Source organism: Saccharopolyspora sp. NPDC050642, assembly GCF_040654735.1.
GTDB classification, from domain to species: domain Bacteria; phylum Actinomycetota; class Actinomycetes; order Mycobacteriales; family Pseudonocardiaceae; genus Saccharopolyspora; species Saccharopolyspora elongata.
In genome coordinates this window covers 1-19,479 of the sequence record NZ_JBFAIN010000014.1, presented here as the reverse complement: position 1 = coordinate 19,479, position 19,479 = coordinate 1, and the positions used below count along the sequence as shown (strand labels likewise).

Annotated in this window: 16 protein-coding genes; all 16 read right to left on the bottom strand. The window is 69.6% G+C overall.

Going from position 1 to position 19,479, the window contains the following annotated elements; all coding sequences use genetic code 11:
* Positions 1–209 precede the first annotated feature (209 nt).
* The 16 genes from AB0H93_RS22060 to AB0H93_RS21985 all read right to left on the bottom strand — a co-directional run bounded on the left by AB0H93_RS22060 (position 210) and on the right by AB0H93_RS21985 (position 19,021).
* Positions 210–1,241 carry a polyprenyl synthetase family protein gene (locus tag AB0H93_RS22060; protein WP_358574901.1) on the bottom strand — a complete coding sequence of 344 codons (1,032 nt, stop codon included), beginning with the start codon at positions 1,239–1,241 and terminating at the stop codon, positions 210–212.
* A 46-nt stretch (positions 1,242–1,287) separates the two neighbouring features.
* Complete coding sequence (nuoN, locus tag AB0H93_RS22055) at positions 1,288–2,859, bottom strand: NADH-quinone oxidoreductase subunit NuoN (RefSeq protein ID WP_358575049.1); 1,572 nt, start codon at positions 2,857–2,859, stop codon at positions 1,288–1,290.
* An 11-nt stretch (positions 2,860–2,870) separates the two neighbouring features.
* Positions 2,871–4,448, bottom strand: a complete 1,578-nt coding sequence (locus AB0H93_RS22050) for an NADH-quinone oxidoreductase subunit M (RefSeq protein WP_358574899.1) — start codon at positions 4,446–4,448, stop codon at positions 2,871–2,873.
* Positions 4,449–4,539: 91 nt separating this feature from the next.
* Positions 4,540–6,480 (bottom strand): NADH-quinone oxidoreductase subunit L, encoded by a 1,941-nt coding sequence (gene nuoL, locus AB0H93_RS22045; RefSeq protein WP_358575047.1) that lies wholly within the window; start codon positions 6,478–6,480, stop codon positions 4,540–4,542.
* Between the two features lie 98 nt (positions 6,481–6,578).
* Positions 6,579–6,878 carry an NADH-quinone oxidoreductase subunit NuoK gene (gene nuoK, locus AB0H93_RS22040; protein ID WP_093155324.1) on the bottom strand — a complete coding sequence of 100 codons (300 nt, stop codon included), beginning with the start codon at positions 6,876–6,878 and terminating at the stop codon, positions 6,579–6,581.
* Positions 6,875–7,816: an NADH-quinone oxidoreductase subunit J gene (locus tag AB0H93_RS22035; RefSeq protein ID WP_358574898.1), complete on the bottom strand. Its 942-nt coding sequence runs from the start codon at positions 7,814–7,816 to the stop codon at positions 6,875–6,877. Before AB0H93_RS22035 ends, nuoK begins: the two co-directional genes overlap by 4 nt.
* Positions 7,813–8,379, bottom strand: a complete 567-nt coding sequence (nuoI, locus tag AB0H93_RS22030; RefSeq protein ID WP_093265735.1) for an NADH-quinone oxidoreductase subunit NuoI — start codon at positions 8,377–8,379, stop codon at positions 7,813–7,815. Before nuoI ends, AB0H93_RS22035 begins: the two co-directional genes overlap by 4 nt.
* The gene (gene nuoH, locus AB0H93_RS22025; protein WP_358574897.1) at positions 8,366–9,679 is read right to left on the bottom strand and encodes an NADH-quinone oxidoreductase subunit NuoH; all 1,314 of its coding nucleotides are present in this window, start codon (positions 9,677–9,679) and stop codon (positions 8,366–8,368) included. Before nuoH ends, nuoI begins: the two co-directional genes overlap by 14 nt.
* Complete coding sequence (locus AB0H93_RS22020) at positions 9,676–12,210, bottom strand: NADH-quinone oxidoreductase subunit G (protein WP_358574896.1); 2,535 nt, start codon at positions 12,208–12,210, stop codon at positions 9,676–9,678. The genes nuoH and AB0H93_RS22020 overlap by 4 nt, the downstream gene beginning before the upstream one ends.
* Positions 12,207–13,508, bottom strand: a complete 1,302-nt coding sequence (gene nuoF, locus AB0H93_RS22015) for an NADH-quinone oxidoreductase subunit NuoF (protein ID WP_358574894.1) — start codon at positions 13,506–13,508, stop codon at positions 12,207–12,209. The genes AB0H93_RS22020 and nuoF overlap by 4 nt, the downstream gene beginning before the upstream one ends.
* Before the next feature lie 8 nt (positions 13,509–13,516).
* The gene (gene nuoE / locus AB0H93_RS22010) at positions 13,517–14,275 is read right to left on the bottom strand and encodes an NADH-quinone oxidoreductase subunit NuoE (protein WP_358574893.1); all 759 of its coding nucleotides are present in this window, start codon (positions 14,273–14,275) and stop codon (positions 13,517–13,519) included.
* A complete protein-coding gene (locus AB0H93_RS22005) occupies positions 14,272–15,627 on the bottom strand; it encodes an NADH-quinone oxidoreductase subunit D (RefSeq protein ID WP_358574892.1) in 1,356 nt (451 codons plus the stop codon). The genes nuoE and AB0H93_RS22005 overlap by 4 nt, the downstream gene beginning before the upstream one ends.
* Positions 15,628–15,733: 106 nt before the next feature.
* Positions 15,734–16,417 (bottom strand): NADH-quinone oxidoreductase subunit C, encoded by a 684-nt coding sequence (locus AB0H93_RS22000; RefSeq protein ID WP_358575046.1) that lies wholly within the window; start codon positions 16,415–16,417, stop codon positions 15,734–15,736.
* A gap of 36 nt (positions 16,418–16,453) precedes the next feature.
* A complete protein-coding gene (locus tag AB0H93_RS21995; protein ID WP_358574890.1) occupies positions 16,454–17,128 on the bottom strand; it encodes an NADH-quinone oxidoreductase subunit B family protein in 675 nt (224 codons plus the stop codon).
* Between the two features lie 70 nt (positions 17,129–17,198).
* A complete protein-coding gene (locus tag AB0H93_RS21990; RefSeq protein WP_044577159.1) occupies positions 17,199–17,609 on the bottom strand; it encodes an NADH-quinone oxidoreductase subunit A in 411 nt (136 codons plus the stop codon).
* A 113-nt stretch (positions 17,610–17,722) separates the two neighbouring features.
* A complete protein-coding gene (locus tag AB0H93_RS21985) occupies positions 17,723–19,021 on the bottom strand; it encodes a geranylgeranyl reductase family protein (protein ID WP_358574888.1) in 1,299 nt (432 codons plus the stop codon).
* Positions 19,022–19,479 lie beyond the last annotated feature (458 nt).

The window sequence follows — 19,479 nt, the reverse complement described above, 5'->3', positions numbered from 1 at the left end:
ACACGTGGGTGGTGCTTGCACAACTTTCCGGGCACGTGTGCTTCTTCTTCGAAGCGGCGCAGCCGCTTGGCCCACCCAAGCAACTCACACCGCTGCGGGTTCACGGCGCCCACCGGGGATCCCACAGCGAGAAGGCCGCATCAACTCCGCAGGGGGCCGCCACCCGCACCGCCACGCAGAACAAGCCTGGAAACAGGTTCAGCCGGCGATCAGCGGGTGCGCGCCACCACGTAGTCGACCAGCATCGACAGCGCTTCGCGGGCCGGGACGTCCGGCAGCGAGGCGAGTTCCTTGCGGGCGTCGTCGGCGTACTCGTCCAGGGTGGCGCGGGTCCGCGCGAGCCCGCTGGACCCGCGCAGCAGCTCCAGCGCCTCGTCGACCTCGGCGTCCTCGCTCAGCGGCCGGGACAGCAGGTCGCGCAGCCGCGGGGAGGTCGCCGGGTCCGCCAGCGCGTACAGCATCGGCAGCGTCCGGACGCCCTCGCGGAGGTCGGTACCCGGGGTCTTGCCCGATTCCTTGGCCGGCGAAGCGATGTCGATGATGTCGTCGGAGATCTGGAAACCGGTGCCGATGATCCGGCCGATCCGCTCCAGGGCGTCGATCGTCGCCTCGTCCGCGCCGGAGAACCAGGCGCCGAACCGCCCGGCGGTGGCGATCAGCGATCCGGTCTTCTCGAAGATCACTTTCAGGTAGAACTCGACCGCGTCCTCGTCCTCGCCGACCCCGACGGTCTCCCGCATCTGCCCGGTGACCAGCGCCTCGAAGGTGCCCGCCATCTCCCGGACCGCGGCGCCGCCCAGATCGGCGATCAGCCGGGACGCCTGGGCGAACAGGAAGTCACCGGTCAGGATCGCCACCGAGTTGTCCCAGCGGGCGTTGGCGCTGGTCGCGCCGCGCCGCATGGTCGCCTCGTCCATCACGTCGTCGTGGTACAGCGTGGCGAGGTGGATCATCTCGATCACCGCGGCGGACTTGATCACCTCGTCCGCGGCGGGGTTGCCGAACTGCGCGGCCAGCAGCGTGAACAGCGGCCGGAACCGCTTGCCGCCCGCGTCCACCAGGTGCAGCGAGGTGCGGGTGGCGAACTCGAGGTCGCTGCGCACGGATTCGCGCAGGAGCCGCTCCACCCGGTCCATGCCCTGCCGCACCGAGTCGGCCAACGCCTCGTCGGCGATGTCGACGAACCCGCCCAATCCACCCGCGGACAGGTCGTTGATCGGGTCACCCGCTGGCTTGCTCACGTCACCGTCGCCTTCGCTCCCCCGGTTCGCCCTACGGGCGAGCACTCTACGACACGAAGCCGCCGACGTTCGCCCAGTCCAGCGCCAAAGTCGGCAGCACGCCCAGCAACAGCGTGACGACCACACCGAGCGTGATCGCCGCTGTCGTGAACGCACCCGGCACGCTGACGGTGGGGCCGTCCTCGGCGGGTTCGCTGAAGTACATCAGCACGATGACACGAAGGTAGAAGAAGGCGGCAACCGCACTGGCCACCAGGGCCACCACCACCAGCGGCGCCATGCCGTCGGCCAGCGCCGCCTCGAACACCACGAACTTCCCGACGAAACCGCTAGTCAGCGGGATGCCGGCGAGGGCGAACAACAGGAAGGTGAACACCCCTGCGACCAGCGGAGAACGCTTCGCCAGCCCCGCCCAGTCCGAAAGGTGAGTTGCCTCACCATCGGCGCGTCGCACCAGGCTGATCACCCCGAACACGGCGATCGTCGTGAACCCGTAGGCCAGCAGGTAGAACAGCGTGGCGGACAGGCCGCGACCGGTCAGCGCCAGCGAGCCGATCAGCATGAACCCGGCGTGCGCGACGGACGAGTAGGCGATCATCCGCTTGATGTCGCGCTGCGTCAGGCCGAGCACCACGCCGATGACCATCGAGGCGATCGCGACGGCCCACAGCACGCCGCGCCACTCCCAGCTGGAGGCCTGGAACGCGACCTGCAGCACCCGCAGGATCCCGCCGAACGCGGCGACCTTGGTGCAGGCGGCCATGAAGCCGGTGACCGCGGTCGGGGCGCCCTGGTAGACGTCCGGGGTCCAGGTGTGGAACGGGCCGACCGAGGCCTTGAACAGCAGGCCCACCAGCAGCAGGCCGAGCCCGGCGAACAGCAGCGTGTCCGAGCGGTCCGAACCGGCGGTGGCGTCCGCGATCGCCTGCAGCTTCACCGAACCCGCGTAGCCGTAGAGCAGGGCCAGGCCGTACAGGAAGAACGCCGAGGCGAACGCGCCGAGCAGGAAGTACTTGACCGCCGACTCCTGCGACAGCAGCCGCCGGCGCTTGGCCAGCCCGCACATCAGGTACAGCGGCAGGCTCAGCACCTCGAGCGCGATGAACATCGTCAGCAGGTCGTTCGCCGCGCAGAACACCATCATCCCGCCGAGCGAGAACAGGGCGAGCGGGAAGACCTCGGTGCGCATCCCCGCGACCCCGGCGGCCGCGCGGGTCATCGCGCCCGGCCCGTCGGTCGCCCGCGACTCGGAGACGAACGCGCCGCCCGGCTCCACCGAGCGGTCCGCGATCAGCAGGATCGCGCCCAGGCCGAGCGCGAGGAGCGTGCCCCAGAGGAACAGCGTGGGCGGGTCGATCGCGAGGGTGTCGGACAGCGTGGTCACGCCGGTGCTGCCGGAGCGGGCGTACACCGCCAGCGCCACCCCGGCGACGACGATCGCCACCAGGCTCAGCCCGACCTGGACCGACCAGCGCTGGTGCCGCGGCAGGAACGCCTCGACGAGGATCGCCAGGCAGGCCGCGCCGAGGATCACCAGGACCGGCGCGATGGCCGCGTAGTCGATCGGCGGGATCTCCACGGGCGGGAGCTGCGCGAAGGCAGCCGGCCCCTGCGTCAAAGCACCCACTGTCAGTTACCTCCCTGCGAGGTCACGGGGTCGGTGACGCCGACCTCGCTCATGGTTGCCGCGACCGACGGGTTGATCACGTCCAACACCGGCTTCGGGTAGAAGCCCAACGCGAGCACCAGCACGATCAGCGGGGTCAGCACCGCGATCTCGCGGGCGCCGAGGTCGGCCACCCGCAGCCGGTGCGCGCCCGGCTTGTTCGGGTCGGTCACCGCACCCGGGCCACCGGCGGTGCCCAGCAGCGCGTCGCCGCGCACCGGGCCCTGCATCGTCCGCTGGTACAGCCAGAGCACGTAGACGGCGGCCAGCACCATGCCGATGGTGGCGAGCACCGTGTAGACCGGCTGCGTCTGGAACGCGCCGACCAGCACCAGGAATTCGCTGATGAACGAGTTCGTGCCCGGCAGCGACAGGGTGCTCAGCCCGGCGATCAGCAGCGTGCCGGCCAGCAGCGGCGCCACCTTCGCCATGCCGCCGTAGTCGGCGATCCGGGTGGAGCCGCCGCGCGCGATCACCATGCCGATCACCAGGATCAGCATGCCGGTCGCGATGCTGTGGTTGATCATGTACGACACCGCGCCCACCTGCGCCTGCGAGGTGAACGCGAAGATGCCCAGCGCGATGAAGCCGAAGTGCGCGATCGACACGTAGGCGATGAAGCGCTTGAGGTCGGTCTGGCCGAAGGCCTGCAGCGAGCCGTAGAGCACGCCGATCACCGCGAGCACCAGCACCAGCGGGGCGAGCAGCTTCGACGCCTCCGGCGTGAGCGGCAGGCTGTAGCGCAGGAAGCCGAAGGTGCCGACCTTGTCGAGCACGCCGACGACGATCACGGCCACGCCGATCGGCGCCTGCTGCGCCGCGTCCGGCAGCCAGGTGTGGAACGGGATCAGCGGGGCCTTGATGGCGAACGCGGTGAAGAACCCGAGGAACAGCCACACCTGCACGCTGGTCGGTGCTTCCGAGAGCACTGGCACCAGCGTCGCCCAGTCGAAGGTGCCGGTGCCGGTGACCTCTGCGCTGTAGACGTACGCGCCGATCGCCGAGGCCAGCATGATCAGGCCGCCGAGGAAGGAGTACAGGAAGAACTTCACCGCGGCGTAGGTGCGCTTCTCGCCGCCGTAGCCGCCGATGAGGAAGTACATCGGGATCAGCATGATCTCGAAGAGCACGTAGAACAGGAACAGATCGGTCGCGGCGAACACCGCCACCGTCAGGGCCTGCTCCAGCAGCAGCAACGAGAAGAAACCGCCGTGGGTGCGCCCGGCGGGCAGCCGCTCGCCCCAGCTGTAGCCGAGCACCAGCGGGGTGAGCAGCGCGATCACCGCGATCATCACCAGCGCGATGCCGTCCACGCCGAACGAGAGCCGGATGTCGAACGCCGGGATCCACTCCACCGAGCTGGTGAGCTGCAGCCGCGGACCCGCCGGGTCGTAGGCGGCCCACGCGGCGAGCGCGATCACCAGCTCCACCAAGGAGAACCCGAGCGCGGTCCACTTGGCCACCGGCGCGTTGCCGCGCAGCAGCGCCACCACCACCGACCCGACGATCGGCAGCAGGATCAGTGCGAGGAGCAGGGTCATCGGATCTCCTCCCGGAGCTCACTCGGCCAACCGAGTCCACAGTGGACGTGCAGTTTCAATTGAAACTGCGGTCCGGGGCGCAGCCAGGTCGTCATGTCGGGATCCCCACTGCCATCAGGGCGGCGATCACCAGGATTCCGCCGAAGAGCATGGACAGGGCGTAGGACCGGACGAAACCGGTCTGCAGCCGGCGCAGGCGGCCGGAGCTGAAGCCGAGGAATCCGGCGATGCCGTTGACCGCGCCGTCGACGCCCTTGCGGTCCACGGTGACCAGTCCGCGCGCCAGGCCGAACGTCGGCCGCACCGCCAAGGCGTTGTTCAGGGCGTTGCCGCCCAGGTCCGCGCGGGCCGCGCGGACGATCGGCGAAACCCGCTCCGGGCGCTCCACCGGCACCGGCCTGCGCCCGACCACCAGCCAGGCGATCAGCGCGCCCAGCGCGGACAGCGCGACGGTCAGCACCGGGATCAGCGCGTGCGGGATCGCGGTGTGCTCGGCCTCGTGCAGCTCACCCAGCGACGGCGCCAGGAACCCGACCAGCCGGTCGCCGCCGGCAAGGAACATGCCCGCCGCGACCGAACCGATGGCCAGCACGATCATCGGCGCGGTCATCACCGCGGGCGACTCGTGCGGGTGGAAGTCCTTGCCGTTGCTCGCCTTCAGGTTCTCCCAGCGCTTCTCGCCGAAGAACGTCATCAGCACCAGGCGGGTCATGTAGAACGCGGTGATCGCCGCGCCCAGCATCGCCGCGCCGCCGAACACCCAGCCGCGCCAGCCCTCCTGGCCGAACGCCGCCTCGATGATCGCGTCCTTCGAGTAGTACCCGGACAGGAACGGGAAGCCGATCAGCGCCAGGTAGCCGAGCCCGAAGGTGGCGAAGGTGATCGGCATGAACCGGTAGAGGCCGCCGAACTTGCGCATGTCGACCTCGTCGTTCATGCCGTGCATCACCGAACCGGCGCCGAGGAACAGCCCGGCCTTGAAGAAGCCGTGGGTGAGCAGGTGCATGATGCCCAGCGCGTACCCGGCCGGCCCGAGCCCGACGGCCAGCATCATGTAGCCGATCTGGCTGACCGTGGAGTACGCCAGGACCTTCTTGATGTCGTCGTAGGCGCAGCCGATGATGCAGCCGACCAGCAGCGTCACCGCACCGACGATGGTGACGGCCAGCTGCCCGCCGGGCGAGAGCGTGAACAGCGGGTTGGACCGCGCGATCAGGTACACGCCCGCGGTGACCATCGTCGCCGCGTGGATGAGCGCGGACACCGGGGTCGGGCCCTCCATGGCGTCCGGCAACCACGCCTGCAGCGGCACCTGGCCGGACTTGCCGCAGGCGCCCAGCAGCAGCAACAGCGTGATGGCCAGCAGCACGCCCGGCGTGAGCTCACCGGCGCGGGCGAAGACCTCGGTGTACTGCGTGGTGCCGAGGTTGGCGAACAGCAGGAAGATCGCCAGCGCCAGCCCGACGTCGCCGACGCGGTTCATCACGAACGCCTTGGTCGCCGCCGCGGCCGCCGACGGCCGGCCCTGCCAGAAGCCGATCAGCAGGTACGACGCGAGACCGACGCCCTCCCAGCCGAGGTACAGGGTCACGAAGCTGTTGCCCAGCACCAGGACCAGCATCGCCGCGACGAACAGGTTGAGGTAGGCGAAGAACCGGCGGCGCTCGGTGTTGTCCCGCCCGGTGCGGCCTTCCTGGTCGTGCGACATGTAGCCGATCGAGTAGACGTGGATCAGCGAGCCGACGCCGGTGATCAGCAGCACGAACACCATCGACAGCGGGTCGATCCGGAGCCCGAAGTCGACCTGCAGCGCGTTCACCGGGATCCACGAGAACATGTGCAGTTCCCGCACCTGGCCGCTCTCCGGCATCCCGGCGATGGAGCTGAACAGCAGCAACCCGTACACGAACGACGCGATCACGGTGGCGCAGCCGAGGATGTGGCCCCAGCCGTTGGCCCGGCGCCCGGCGACGAGCAGGATCAACGCGCCCAGCGCCGGGAACCCGACCAGCAGCCAGGCGTTCTGCTGGATCGCGCCGGCCGCGCTGACCACGTCCGGGTTGGTCCCGGTCAGGAAGGCCCCGGAATTCATCGCCGCGGTAATCGTATTTGCCGTCACCACGCGCCCTCTCAGTACTTCAGCAGGTTTGCGTCATCGACCGAGGCCGAGCGACGCGTCCGGAAGATCGACATGATGATGGCCAGGCCGACCACCACCTCGGCCGCGGCGACGACCATCACGAAGAAGGCCATGACCTGCCCGTGCACCGAACCCTCGATGCGCGCGAAGGTCACCAGCGTCAGGTTGACCGCGTTGAGCATCAGCTCGATGCACATGAACACCACGATCGCGTTGCGCCGCACCAGCACCCCGACGGCGCCGATGGTGAACAGCAACGCCGACAGCAGCAGGTAGTAGGTGGGGGTCACTGCCGGACCTCCTCGGAGGAGACGTGCTCGGACTCGTGGCCGTTGTTCTGGTGGGCCCCGTTCCCGTTGGTGTGCGGCGGCTTCTGCTCTGGCACCGGGGGCGTCTCCTCGTGGTGCCCGCCGGTCAACGCGTGCGGGTCGGGCGCCGGCTGCTGGCCTGCGACCGCGCGCCGCTCGTCGCCGAGCCGGTCCGCGGGCAGGTTCTCCAGCAGCTCGGACAGCGACTCCGGCGCCACCGAGCCGTCGGGCAGCAGCGCCGGGACGGCGACCGAGTTGGCCGTCGCGTACACGCCGGGCCCGGGCAGCGGCGACGGGCGGGAGCCGCGGAACCGGGCCTCGGCCCGCTCCTTCTGGCTCAGCCGCGGGCCGCGGCCCTTGCCGCCGTAGGCCAGCACCATCGCGCCCACCGCGGCGGTGATCAGCAGCGCCGAGGTCAGCTCGAACGGGAACAGGTAGTCGGTGAAGATCAACCGGCCGAGGCCGCCGGCGCCGCCGCCGGTCGGCGTCCAGGGGTCCAGCGGCGCGGCGGGCGTCACCTCGACCAGCGCCCGCGCCAGGCCGGACACCAGCAGGGCCGCCAGGCCGATGCCGCCGATCCCGGCCCACAACCGCTGCCCGCGCAGGACCTCGACCACCGAGTCGGACGAGTCGCGGCCGACCATCATCAGCACGAACAGGAACAGCATCATGATCGCGCCGGTGTAGACGATGATCTGCGTGAACCCGAGGAACGGTGCGCTCTGCGCCATGTAGAGCACGCCCAGGCACAGCATCGTCAGCACCAGCCACAGCGCGGAGTGCACCGCGTTGCGGGCGAACACCATGCCCAGCGCGCCGACCAGCGCCAGCGGTCCGAGCACCCAGAAGGCCACCGTCTCGCCGGTGCCCACCACGCCGCTGGGGGCCTGCGCGAGGAACTGCACCGCTTCGATGGTCATCTCCCGGCCTCCTCGTGCCCGGACTCGACCGTCTGCTCCGCCGGAACCCCACGCTGCTTGGCCAGTTCCGGCCCGCGCACGTAGTAGTCCTGCTCGTCGTTGCCGAGCCGCATCGGGTGCGGCGGCTGCTCCATGCCTGGCAGCAGCGGCGCCAGCATGTCCGCCTTGGTGTAGATCAGGTCCTGGCGGTTGTCGTCGGCGGTCTCGTACTCGTTTGTCATCGTCAGCGCGCGCGTCGGGCAGGCCTCGATGCACAACCCGCAGCCGATGCAGCGCAGGTAGTTGATCTGGTAGTCCTTGCCGTAGCGCTCACCGGGCGAGTACCGGGCCTCTTCGGTGTTGTCGCCGCCCTCCACGAAGATCGCGTCGGCCGGGCACGCCCACGCGCACAGCTCGCAGCCGACGCACTTCTCCAGCCCGTCCGGGTGCCGGTTGAGCTGGTGGCGGCCGTGGAACCGGGGCGCCGGGATCTTCTTGACCTCGGGGTACTCCTCGGTGACGACCTTCTTGAACATGGTCGAGAAGGTGACGCCGAAGCCCTTGATCGGATCAAACATTCCCATGAGGCGCCTCCTCGCCTTCCGGACCCGCGACCTCGCCCGCAGTGCGGTCGGCACCGCTGTGCACCGGGGTGCGGCGCGGCGGGGTCTCGGGGACTTGCAGGTCCAGCGGCGGAACGGGGTATCCGCTGCCGGCCAGCGGGATCTCGTCGGCGTCCTTGGCCGGTTTGCGGTCCGGGATCAGGAACGTCGCCGCCAGCAGGATCGCGATCACGATGCCGCCGCCGATGAGGAACTGCTGCGAGCTGACCGCTTCCTCGTTGCGCAGCGCCCGGATCACGGTGACCGCGATGATCCACAGCAGGCTGAGCGGGACCAGGAACTTCCAGCCCAGGTTCATGAACTGGTCGTAGCGCAGGCGGGGCAGCGTGCCGCGCAGCCAGATGAAGAAGAACAGGAACGCCACCGTCTTGCCGAGGAACCACAGCACCGGCCACCAACCGGTGTTGAGCACCCCGTCGCCGATCAGCGACAGCGGCCACGGCGCGTGCCAGCCGCCGAGGAACAGCGTGGTCGCCAGCGCCGAGACGGTGACCATGTTGATGTACTCGGCGAGGAAGAACAGCGCGAACTTCAGCGACGAGTACTCGGTGTGGAACCCGCCGACCAGCTCCGACTCCGCCTCCGGCAGGTCGAACGGGGCGCGGTTGGTCTCGCCGACCATGGACACCACGTAGACCAAGAAGCTGAACGGCAGCAGCAGGAAGAACCAGCCGTCCTTCTGCGCCTCGACGATGCCCGAGGTGGACAGCGTGCCCGCGTACATGATCACCGCGACGAACGACAGGCCCATCGCGATCTCGTAGGAGATCACCTGCGCCGCCGAGCGCAGCGAGCCCAGCAGCGGGTACGGCGAGCCGGAGGCCCAGCCGGCCAGCACGATGCCGTAGACGCCGATGGAGGCGCAGGCCAGCACTACCAGCAGGCCGACCGGCAGGTCCACCAGCTGCAACGCGGTGGGCTCGCCGAAGATGGTGACCTCGGGGCCGATCGGGATCACCGAGAACGACACCAGCGCGGGCGTCGCGGAGATCACCGGGGCCAGGAAGTACACCCACTTGTCGGCCAGCACCGGCCGGATGTCTTCCTTGAAGGCCAGCTTCAGGCCGTCCGCCAGCGATTGCAGAATCCCGAACGGGCCCGCCCGGTTGGGGCCGGGCCGGTGCTGCATCCGCCCGATCACCCGGCGCTCCGCCCAGATCGTCAACAGCGTCATGACGACCAGGAAGACGAAGATCACGAGGACCTTCAGCAGGATCAGCCAGAGCGGATCGTCGGCGAGCAGTTCCGCGGTTCTGGTCATGCTCTCCCCCCGTCGAGGTGGGTCGTGCCGCCGTGGCCGTTTCCGGCGGCGGGAGACATCGCCGTGGTGGCGGCGATGTCGACGACCGCGCCGTGGCCGACGCCCAGCGTCCGGTGCACCTTCGAGGCACCGGAGTCGGCTGGCAGCCACACCACGTCGTCGGGCATTTCGGCGAGCTCCGCCGCGAGCACGATCGCGCCCTTGGCAGTGCTGATCTCGATGCGCTGCCCGGCGCCGAGCCCGATCCGCTGCGCGGTGCGCGGCGAGAGCACCGCGACGGTGCGCCGCGCGGTGCCGGCCAGGTTCGGCTCGTCGGACTGCATCGATCCGTTGTCCAGCAGCTGCCGCCAGGTCGCCAGCACCGCCTGCCCCGCGCCGGGGCTCGGCGCCGCCGCGGGCGGCTCGTCCGGTGCGGGCAGCCCCGCACCGAGGTGCGGCCCGACGCGTTCGAGCTCGGCGAGCGCGGCGGCCGGGGTCTGCGTGAACAGGTCCACGTCCATCTCCACCGCGAGGGTGTCCAGCACCCGGCAGTCCGGCAGCGCGCCGGTGCCGTCGATGGTGGTGCGGAACTCGCGGTGGCGGCCTTCCCAGTTCAGGTAGCTGCCGGCCTTCTCGGTGCTCGGCGCGATCGGCAGCACCACGTCGGCGTGCTCGGTGACCGCGCTCGGCCGCAGTTCCAGGCTGACCACGAAGCCCGCGCGGCGCAGCGCCTTCTCGGCGAGCGCCGGGTCTGGCAGGTCGTTGGGGTCGACGCCACCGACGACCAGCCCGGAGAGGTCTCCGGCGGCCGCCGCGGCGAGGATTCCGGTGACGTCGCGGCCGGCGCGGGCGGGCAGGGCGGCCGGGGCGAGGCCCCAGTGCCGCTCCAGCTCGGCGCGGGCTTCGGCGTCGGCCACCGGGCGCCCGCCCGGCAGCAGCGTCGGCAGGACGCCGACCTCGATCGCACCGCGCTCGCCGGCGCGGCGGGGGATCCAAGCGACGCTCACGCCGGTCCGCTGCGCGGTGCGCAGGATCTCCGAGTACAGCCCGGGTACCTCTGCGGCGCGCTCGCCGACGAGGAGTACCGCTCCCGGCTGCCGCAGCGCCTCGTCCACATCGGACGGGAGCTCGCGCAGCGCCGCCGCTTCGCCGCCCGGCACGCACGGCACCAGCGCCCCGGTGCGCACCGGCCCGCCGTCGTGCACGATGACCGTCGTCTTCTCCACGCCCGGCGAGACCCACGGCGCCACGTGGAACACCTTGGCACCGCGCTTGCGGGCCGCCTTGCGCAGCCGCAGGAAGACGATCGGCGATTCCTCTTCCGGCTCGAACGCCACGCACAGCACCGCGGGCGCGGACTCCAGATCCCGGTAGGTGACGCCGTTGCCCGGGCTGGTGCCGACCACAGTGGACTCCAGGAACCGCAGCTCCTCGTCGGAGTGCGGCCGGGCCCGGTAGTCGATGTCGTTGGTGCGCAACGCGATCCGCGCGAACTTCGCGTAGGCGTAGGCGTCCTCGACGGTCAGCCGCCCGCCGGGCAGCACCCCGACGCCCTCGGCGTCACGCGCCTCGGCGAGCCCCTTCGCGGCCGCCTGCAGCGCCTCGGTCCAGGACGCGGGCCGCAGCTCGCCGTTCTCCCGGATCAGCGGCCGGGTGATCCGGTCGTTGGCGGTGGCGTAGCGGAAGGCGAAGCGGCCCTTGTCGCAGATCCACTCCTCGTTGACCTCCGGGTCGTCGCCCGCCAGCCGCCGCATCACCTTGCCGCGCCGCCAGTCGTTGCGGATCTCGCAGCCGGACGCGCAGTGCTCGCACTGGCCGGGCGTCGACACCAGGTCGAACGGCCGGGACCGGAACCGGTAGGCCGCGCTGGTCAGCGCCCCGACCGGGCAGATCTGGATGGTGTTGCCGGAGAAGTAGCTCTGGAACGGCTGCTGCTCGCCGATGCCGATCTGCTGCAGCGCCCCGCGCTCCAGCAGCTCGATGAACGGATCGCCCGCCACCTGCTTCGAGAACCGGGTGCAGCGCTGGCAGAGCACGCAGCGCTCCCGGTCCAGCAGCACCTGCGAGGAGATCGGCACCGGCTTGGCGAAGGTCCGCTTGGTGTCGTGGAAGCGGGACTCCGCCCGGCCGTGCTTCAACGCCTGGTTCTGCAGCGGGCACTCGCCGCCCTTGTCGCAGACCGGGCAGTCCAGCGGGTGGTTGATCAGCAGCAGCTCCATCACGCCCTGCTGCGCCTTGTCCGCCACCGGCGAGGTCTGCTGCGTCTTGACCACCATGCCGTCGGCGACGGTCATGGTGCAGGACGCCTGCGGCTTCGGCATCGGCCGCCCGCCCATCTCGACCTCGACCAGGCACTGGCGGCAGGCCCCGGCCGGGTCGAGCAGCGGGTGGTCGCAGAACCGCGGGATGGTGATGCCCATCCGCTCCGCGGTCCGGATCAGCAGCTCGCCCTTGGGCGCCACGACCTCGATGCCATCGATGGTCAGGCGGACGTAACCCGGAGGCAGCGGACGGGTTTCCGCAGCGTCGTTCGAGCTTGGTGCCACGGTCATCGGGCCGCTCCTACCAGTGCGGGCTCGCCGGTCTTGTTCTTCTCACACAGCGCGAGGAACTCCTCGCGGAAGTACTTGATGCCGCTGACGATCGGGCTGACCGCGCCGTCGCCGAGGGCGCAGAACGAGCGGCCGAAGATGTTGTCGCAGACGTCCAGGAGGGTTTCGATGTCCTCCTCGGTGCCGTGCCCGTCGACCATCCGCTCCAGCACCTGCGCCAGCCAGTAGGTGCCCTCCCGGCACGGCGTGCACTTGCCGCAGGACTCGTGCTCGTAGAACTGGGTCCACTTCATCACGGCCCACGGCACCGAAACCGTCTCGTTGAACACCATCACCGCGGTGGTGCCCAGCATCGACCCGGCCTCGGCCGCGCCCTCGAAGTCCAGCGGCACGTCCAGGTGCTCGGCGGTGAACATCGGGGTCGACGAGCCGCCCGGCGTCCAGAACTTCAGCGGGATGCCGTCCTTCATGCCGCCCGCCAGCTCCAGCAGCTCGCGGAGCGTGGTGCCCAGCGGAGCCTCGTACTGGCCGGGCCGCTCGACGTGCCCGGAGATCGAGTAGATCTTCGGGCCGGGCGACTTCTCGGTGCCCATCTTGCGGAACCACTCGGCGCCGCCGTTGACGATGAAGGGCACCGAGGCGATCGTCTCGACGTTGTTCACCGTGGTCGGGCAGGCGTAGAGCCCGGCGGCGGCCGGGAACGGCGGCTTCAGCCGCGGCTGCCCGCGCTTGCCCTCCAGCGAGTCGAGCAGCGCGGTCTCCTCGCCGCAGATGTAGGCGCCCGCGCCGGCGTGCACCACGATGTCCAGGTCGAAGCCCGAGTCCAGGATGTTCTTGCCGAGGTACCTGGCCTGGTAGGCCTCGCGGACCGCGTTGTTCAGCCGCCGGATCGGGTGCAGCGCCTCGCCGCGCACGTAGATCATGCAGTGGTTGGCGCGCATCGCGTAGCTGGCGATGATGCAGCCCTCGATCAGCGAGTGCGGGTCGGCCATCATCAGCGGGATGTCCTTGCAGGTGCCCGGCTCGCCCTCGTCGGCGTTGATGACGAGGTAGTGCGGCTTGACCGGGTCCTTGGGCATGAAGCTCCACTTGACCCCGGCCGGGAACCCGGCGCCGCCGCGGCCGCGCAGCCCGGCGCCCTTGACCAGCTCGATCAGCTGGTCGGGGTGCGCCTTCAGGGCCTTGCGCAGCGCGGTGTAGCCCTCCAGCTGCTCGTAGGTGCGCAGCGTCCAGGAGGTCGGCGACAGCCACCGCTTCGTCAGTACCGGGGTCACCGGGCTGGTGCTGGGTTCGGTCATGGCCACCCTCACTTCTTCTCCGGCAGCGGCGGGAGTTCCGCGTCGTCGGGCATGCTCGGCGCGGTCCAGCCGCGCTCGTTGGCCAGCTGCGCGCCGCGCATCGTCTCGACCGCCGCCGACGGCCCCGCCACAGTGGACTCGAGGTCGTCGAAGAAGCCCGCCAGCTGGCGCTCCGCGCCGCGGAAGTCGGAGAGCGCGGGACCGCGCGTCGGCGCCGGCTTCTCCCCTCGCTGCAAGGCCTTCACGAGCTCCAGCGCCTGCTCCGGCGTCTGGTTGTCGAAGTACTCGTAGTTGACCTGCAGCACCGGGGCCAGGTCGCACGCGGCGAGGCACTCGGCGTGCTCCAGGGTGATCGAGCCCTCTTCGCCCGGCGTGCCGGCGGTTTCGTTGTGCCCGACACCGAGGTGCTCGCCGACCTTCCGGTAGATCTCGTCGCCCCCGAGCGCCGCGCACATGGTGTTGGTGCAGATGCTCACCAGGTGCTGGCCGCAGGGCTTGCGCTTGTACATGGTGTAGAACGTCGCGACGGCGCTGACCTCCGCAGTGGACAGTGCCAGCTGCTCCGCGCAGAACTGGATTCCCGCGGCGCTGACGTGCCCCTGCACCGACTGCACCAGGTGCAGCATCGGCAGCAGCGCCGACCGGGACTCCGGGTAGCGCGCGATGATCTGCTTCGCGTCGGCCCGCACGTCCTCGCCGAACACCGACGTGTCGGCGGTTTCGTGGACCGCCTCTTCCGTCGTGGTGAACTCGAACTGCTCGGTCATCGATCCACCCCGCCCATCACCGGGTCGATGGAGGCGACCGCCGCGATCACGTCGGCCACCAGTCCGCCTTCGCACATCGCGGGCATCGCCTGCAGGTTCACGAAGCTGGGTTCACGCACGTGCACCCGCATCGGCCGGGTACCGCCGTCGGAGACCACGTGGTAGCCGAGCTCGCCGCGCGGCGACTCGATCGGCACGTACACCTGGCCCGGCGGCACGTCGAAGCCCTCGGTCACCAGCTTGAAGTGGTGGATCAGCGACTCCATCGACTGACCCATGATCTTGCGGACGTGCTCCAGCGAGTTGCCCATGCCGTCCGGGCCGATGCTCAGCTTCGCCGGCCAGGCGATCTTCGCGTCCTCCACCATGTGCGGACCGGGCTCGAACTTGTCCACGCACTGCCGGATGATCTTCAGCGATTGGTGGATCTCCTCCAGCCGCAGCAGGTACCGGGCGTAGCAGTCGGCGTCGGTGCTGGTGGGCACCTCGAAGTCGTACTCCTCGTAGCCGCAGTACGGCTGGATCTTGCGCAGGTCCCAGGCGAGCCCGGCGGAGCGCAGCAGCGGGCCGGTGACGCCGAGCTGCATGCAGCCGTCCAGCGGCAGGTACCCGACGTCCTTCAGGCGCTGCTTCCAGATCGGCTGGCCGGTGAACAGCTTGTCGTAGTCCGGCAGCCGCTTGTCCATCACCTGGACGAAGTTCAGGATCTTCTCCCGGTAGTCCACCGGGAGGTCCTGGGCGACGCCGCCGGGCCGGATGAACGCGTGGTTCATCCGCAGGCCGGTCAGGTACTCCAGCAGGTGCAGGACCTCTTCGCGCTCGCGGAAGCCGTAGGTCATGCCGGTGGTCGCGCCCAGCTCCATCGCGCCGGTGGCCAGGAACACCAGGTGCGAGGAGATCCGGTTGAGCTCCATCAGCAGCACCCGGAACACCTGCGCCCGCCGCGGCGCCTCGATGCCCAGCAGCTTCTCCACCGCCATGCAGTAGGCGGCCTCGTTGTGCAGCGGCGCCAGGTAGTCCATCCGAGTCACGAACGTGACACCCTGCGTCCAGGTGCGGTACTCGGTGTTCTTCTCGATGCCGGTGTGCAGGTAGCCGATCACCGAACGGGCCTTGGTGACCGTCTCGCCCTCGAGCTCCAGCACCAGCCGCAGCACGCCGTGGGTGGACGGGTGCTGCGGGCCGAGGTTGATGACGACCCGCTCCTCGCCGGCCGTCTCGTCGATGAACTCGTCCCAGTCGCCGCCGGTGACGGTGTAGACCCGGCCCTCGGTGGTCTCCCGCGACTCCGCCTCGCCCGGATGGGCGTGCGGGTCGCCGAGGCCGGTGTCGGCCAGTGGTTCGGTAGTCATCTCCAGCACCTCTCCGCGGTGTGCTGCGGTCCTCGGACCGCGATTTCAATGGAAATCGAAGGTCCGATTTCCATTGAAATCGCGGAAAACCCCCGCCGCCCGGCCATCACGAGTACGCCCTGCGCTGGTCCGGCGGTGGGATCTCGGCGCCCTTGTACTCCACCGGGATCCCGCCTAGCGGGTAGTCCTTGCGCTGCGGGTGGCCGTCCCAGTCGTCCGGCATCAGGATCCGGGTCAGCGCCGGGTGTCCGTCGTAGACGATGCCGAACATGTCCCAGGTCTCGCGTTCCTGGAAGTCGGCGGTCGGGTACACCGGCACGACGGAAGGAACGTGCGGGTCGTCGATCTCCAGCGCGACGTCCAGCCTGATCCGCCGCCGGTAGGTCATCGACGTCAGGTGGTACACCGAGTGCAGCCGCTGCGGCACCTCCGGGCCGTAGTCCACACCGGACACCGAGCTGCACAGCTCGAAGCGCAGCGCCGGGTCGTCCCGCAGCGTCCGGCAGACCTCCAGCAGGTGGTCCCGCTGCACGTAGAAGGTGATCTCGCCACGATCGACGGTCACCTGCTGCACGGTGTCCGCGGGCAGGCCCTGCTCGTTCAGCGCGGCGAAGAAGTTGTCGGCGAACTCGTCGAACCAGCCGCCGAACGGGCGCTCCGCTGCCGGCGGCACGTAGGCCGGCAGCCGCAGGCCGCCGTAGCCGGAGGTGTCCCCGGTGCCGCGAACCCCGAACATGCCCTGCCGGGCGTGACCGGAGACCGGCGCGGAACCCTGCCGGGCCGGCTCCATCGCCCAGGACGGGGATTCATTGTCTGCCAACCGAACTCACCTGCCCGCTTTGAGCTCGCGGGGGCGCTTCGGCGCTGGGTCCAGCGCCCCCAACGACGGATCGGAACCCAACTCCTGGCGCTGCTTGGCCTGCTGCCGCTCGGCCCGGCGCCGCTGCGCCCAGTTCTTCGGCGCGTACCGCTCGGAGGACGGGATCATCGGGGTGCGCTCGCCGCTCTCCAGCCTCAGCTGTGCCCGCTTCGCGTTGATCGGCTCGTCCATGATCTTGGCGTGCAGCTTGAGGATCGCGTCCAGCAGCATCTCCGGCCGCGGCGGGCATCCCGGCAGGTACATGTCCACCGGCACTACGTGGTCCACGCCCTGCACGACCGCGTAGTTGTTGAACATGCCGCCGCTGGAGGCGCACACGCCCATCGCCAGCACCCAGCGCGGTTCCGGCATCTGGTCGTAGATCTGCCGCAGCACCGGCGCCATCTTGTTGGTCACCCGGCCCGCGACGATCATCAGGTCGGCCTGCCGGGGGGTCGCGGAGAACCGCTCCATGCCGAAGCGCGCGATGTCGTAGCGGGAACCGCCGACGGTCATCATCTCGATCGCGCAGCAGGCCAGCCCGAACGTCGCCGGCCACATCGACGTCTTCCGCGTCCAGTTGACGAGCTTTTCCACGTTGGCCAACAGGATGCCGTTGGGCAGCTGCTCTTCGAGCCCCATCTCCGGCACTCCTTCCCGCGTCGCTGCGGCTAGTCCTTTGAGAGTCGTGCGGTCGTCTTGCTTGGCGGTGCTAGTTCCAGTCGAGGCCGCCGCGGCGCCACACGTAGACGTAGGCGAAACCGACGGTGGCGATGAAGAGCACGATCTCGACCACGCCGAACAGGCCCAGGGCGTCGGCGGAGACCGCGAACGGGTAGAGGAAGACCATCTCGATGTCGAACAGGATGAACAACATCGCGGTCAGGTAGTAGGCGACCGGCATCCGGCCGCCGCCGATGACCGGCTGCGGCGACGGTTCGATGCCGCACTCGTAAGCGTCGAGCTTCGCCTTGTTGTAACGGCGGGGACCGACCAGCGGCGCGATCGCGACGGAAAACACCGCGAACGCGAGTGCCAGTGCGAACAACAACACCAGCGGGACGTAGGGATCGAGCACTCCGCTGCCCTCCTTCGGCGGCCCCCGCCGAGACGCAGAACACATCTACGGCTTCGGTGCGCACTCTATGCGGTCGACCGTATCGACTCCGTAGTGAGGCGAACCTAACTTTGAGACGTCCGGCACACTGCTCGGGACATCTGACCAGACTCCTGCGCTCAAGCGCTAGGGGTCAGCCGAGTAGTGGTGCTGATCACACGATCCATGGCGTCGCCGCCCTTCTCGTCGTACAGATTTGCCAACAGTTTCAACACGAAACGCATCAGCGTCGCCCTCGGTAGACCATGCTTGGTGGCCACCTTCATGACGGTGGGATTGCCAATCAACTTGCTGAAGATGTTGCCCATCCGGAAGTAGCCGCCGAGCGCCTGCTGCACCACCGTCGGGTACCTCCGCAGCGCCTGCTCCCGCGAGAAACCAGCCGGCCGGGCGAGCGCGTGGACCACGCATTCCGCCGCCAGCGCGGCAGATTCCATCGCATAGGCGATGCCTTCGCCGTTGAACGGGTTGACCATCCCGCCGGCGTCGCCGACCAGCAGCAGCCCGTTCCGGTAGTGCGGCGTCCGGTTGAAGCCCATCGGAAGCGCCGCGCCGCCGATCCGGCCGGTGGCGTTCTCCTCCCGGAAACCCCACTCCTCCGGGGTTCCGTCCAACCAGGAACGCATCAGCTGGCGGTAGTCCGTCTTGCCGTAGGCCTTGGAGGTCGACAGGATCCCGAGTCCGACGTTGACGGTGCCGTCGCCCATCCCGAAGATCCAGCCGTACCCCGGCAGCAGCTTCGGCTCGTCGGAGTTCGAGCGGTCCCACAGCTCCAGGTGCGACTCCAGGTAGTCGTCCTTGGTGCGCGGGCTCGTATAGTACCGGCGCACCGCGACGCCCATCGGCCGGTCGTCGCGCTTCTCGATGCCCGCCGACAGCGCCAACCGGGCCGAAACCCCGTCGCAGGCCAGCACCAACGGCGCGCGGTAGGTGACCGGGGTCCGGTCCGGGCCGGCCTTCGCCTCGACGCCGACGATCCGGCCCGTCCGCTCGTCGGTGATCGCGCCGGTCACCGTGGTCTGCTGCAGCAGCCGGGCCCCGGCGCGCTGGGCGTTGCGGGCGAGCAGGTCGTCGAAGTCGTTGCGGGGGCGGACCACGCCGTAGGGCGGGAAGGCGGCCAGGCTCGGCCAGTCCAGTTCCATCCGCACGCCGCCGCCGACGACCCGCAGACCCCGGTTGTGCAGCCAGCCCGCTTCCTCGCGGGTGTCGATGCCCAGGTCGATGAGCTGCTTGACGCCCCTCGGGGTGATGCCGTCGCCGCAGACCTTCTCCCGCGGGAACACGCTCTTCTCGAGAAGCAGGACGTCCAGGCCGGCGCGGGCCAGGTACGTCGCAGCCGTCGATCCGGCCGGTCCTGCTCCGACGACGATCACCTCGGCGTCCTCGTCCGGTCGGCGGCGGCTGGTGGCGCTGGTCATGACACTCCTTGATCCGGTGCAATGCGCGGCGCGGCCCGCTCGTCCCGGTGGACCGCCCCGGGAACCCGCTTGTGAACGAGTTCACTAACTCCCGAGTCTAAGCCGGACGAACCTCGCGATCGAGCCCCCGAACTACGCCACCCGAGTGAGCATCGCCCCAGTTAGAGCGCCCGAAGTAGGCCGACCAGGTACCTCCGCGCGCCTGCGGAGGGCGCGGCCGGCGCACCCGAGGCGCCCGCGGCGGCCGCCGCGTTGCCACCGCGGGTGCGGGCGAGTGATTTTTCCCAGAGGAGGCACTTTTTGCCGGTTCGCGTGAACCGTGCGGGAACAAAAAAGGGTCCCTTCTCTTCCGTTAACCGGAAGAGAAGGGACCCTTCTCAAATAATGTGTCGGCGGTGTCTTACTCTCCCACACCCTGTCGAGTGCAGTACCATCAGCGCTGGGGAGCTTAGCTACCG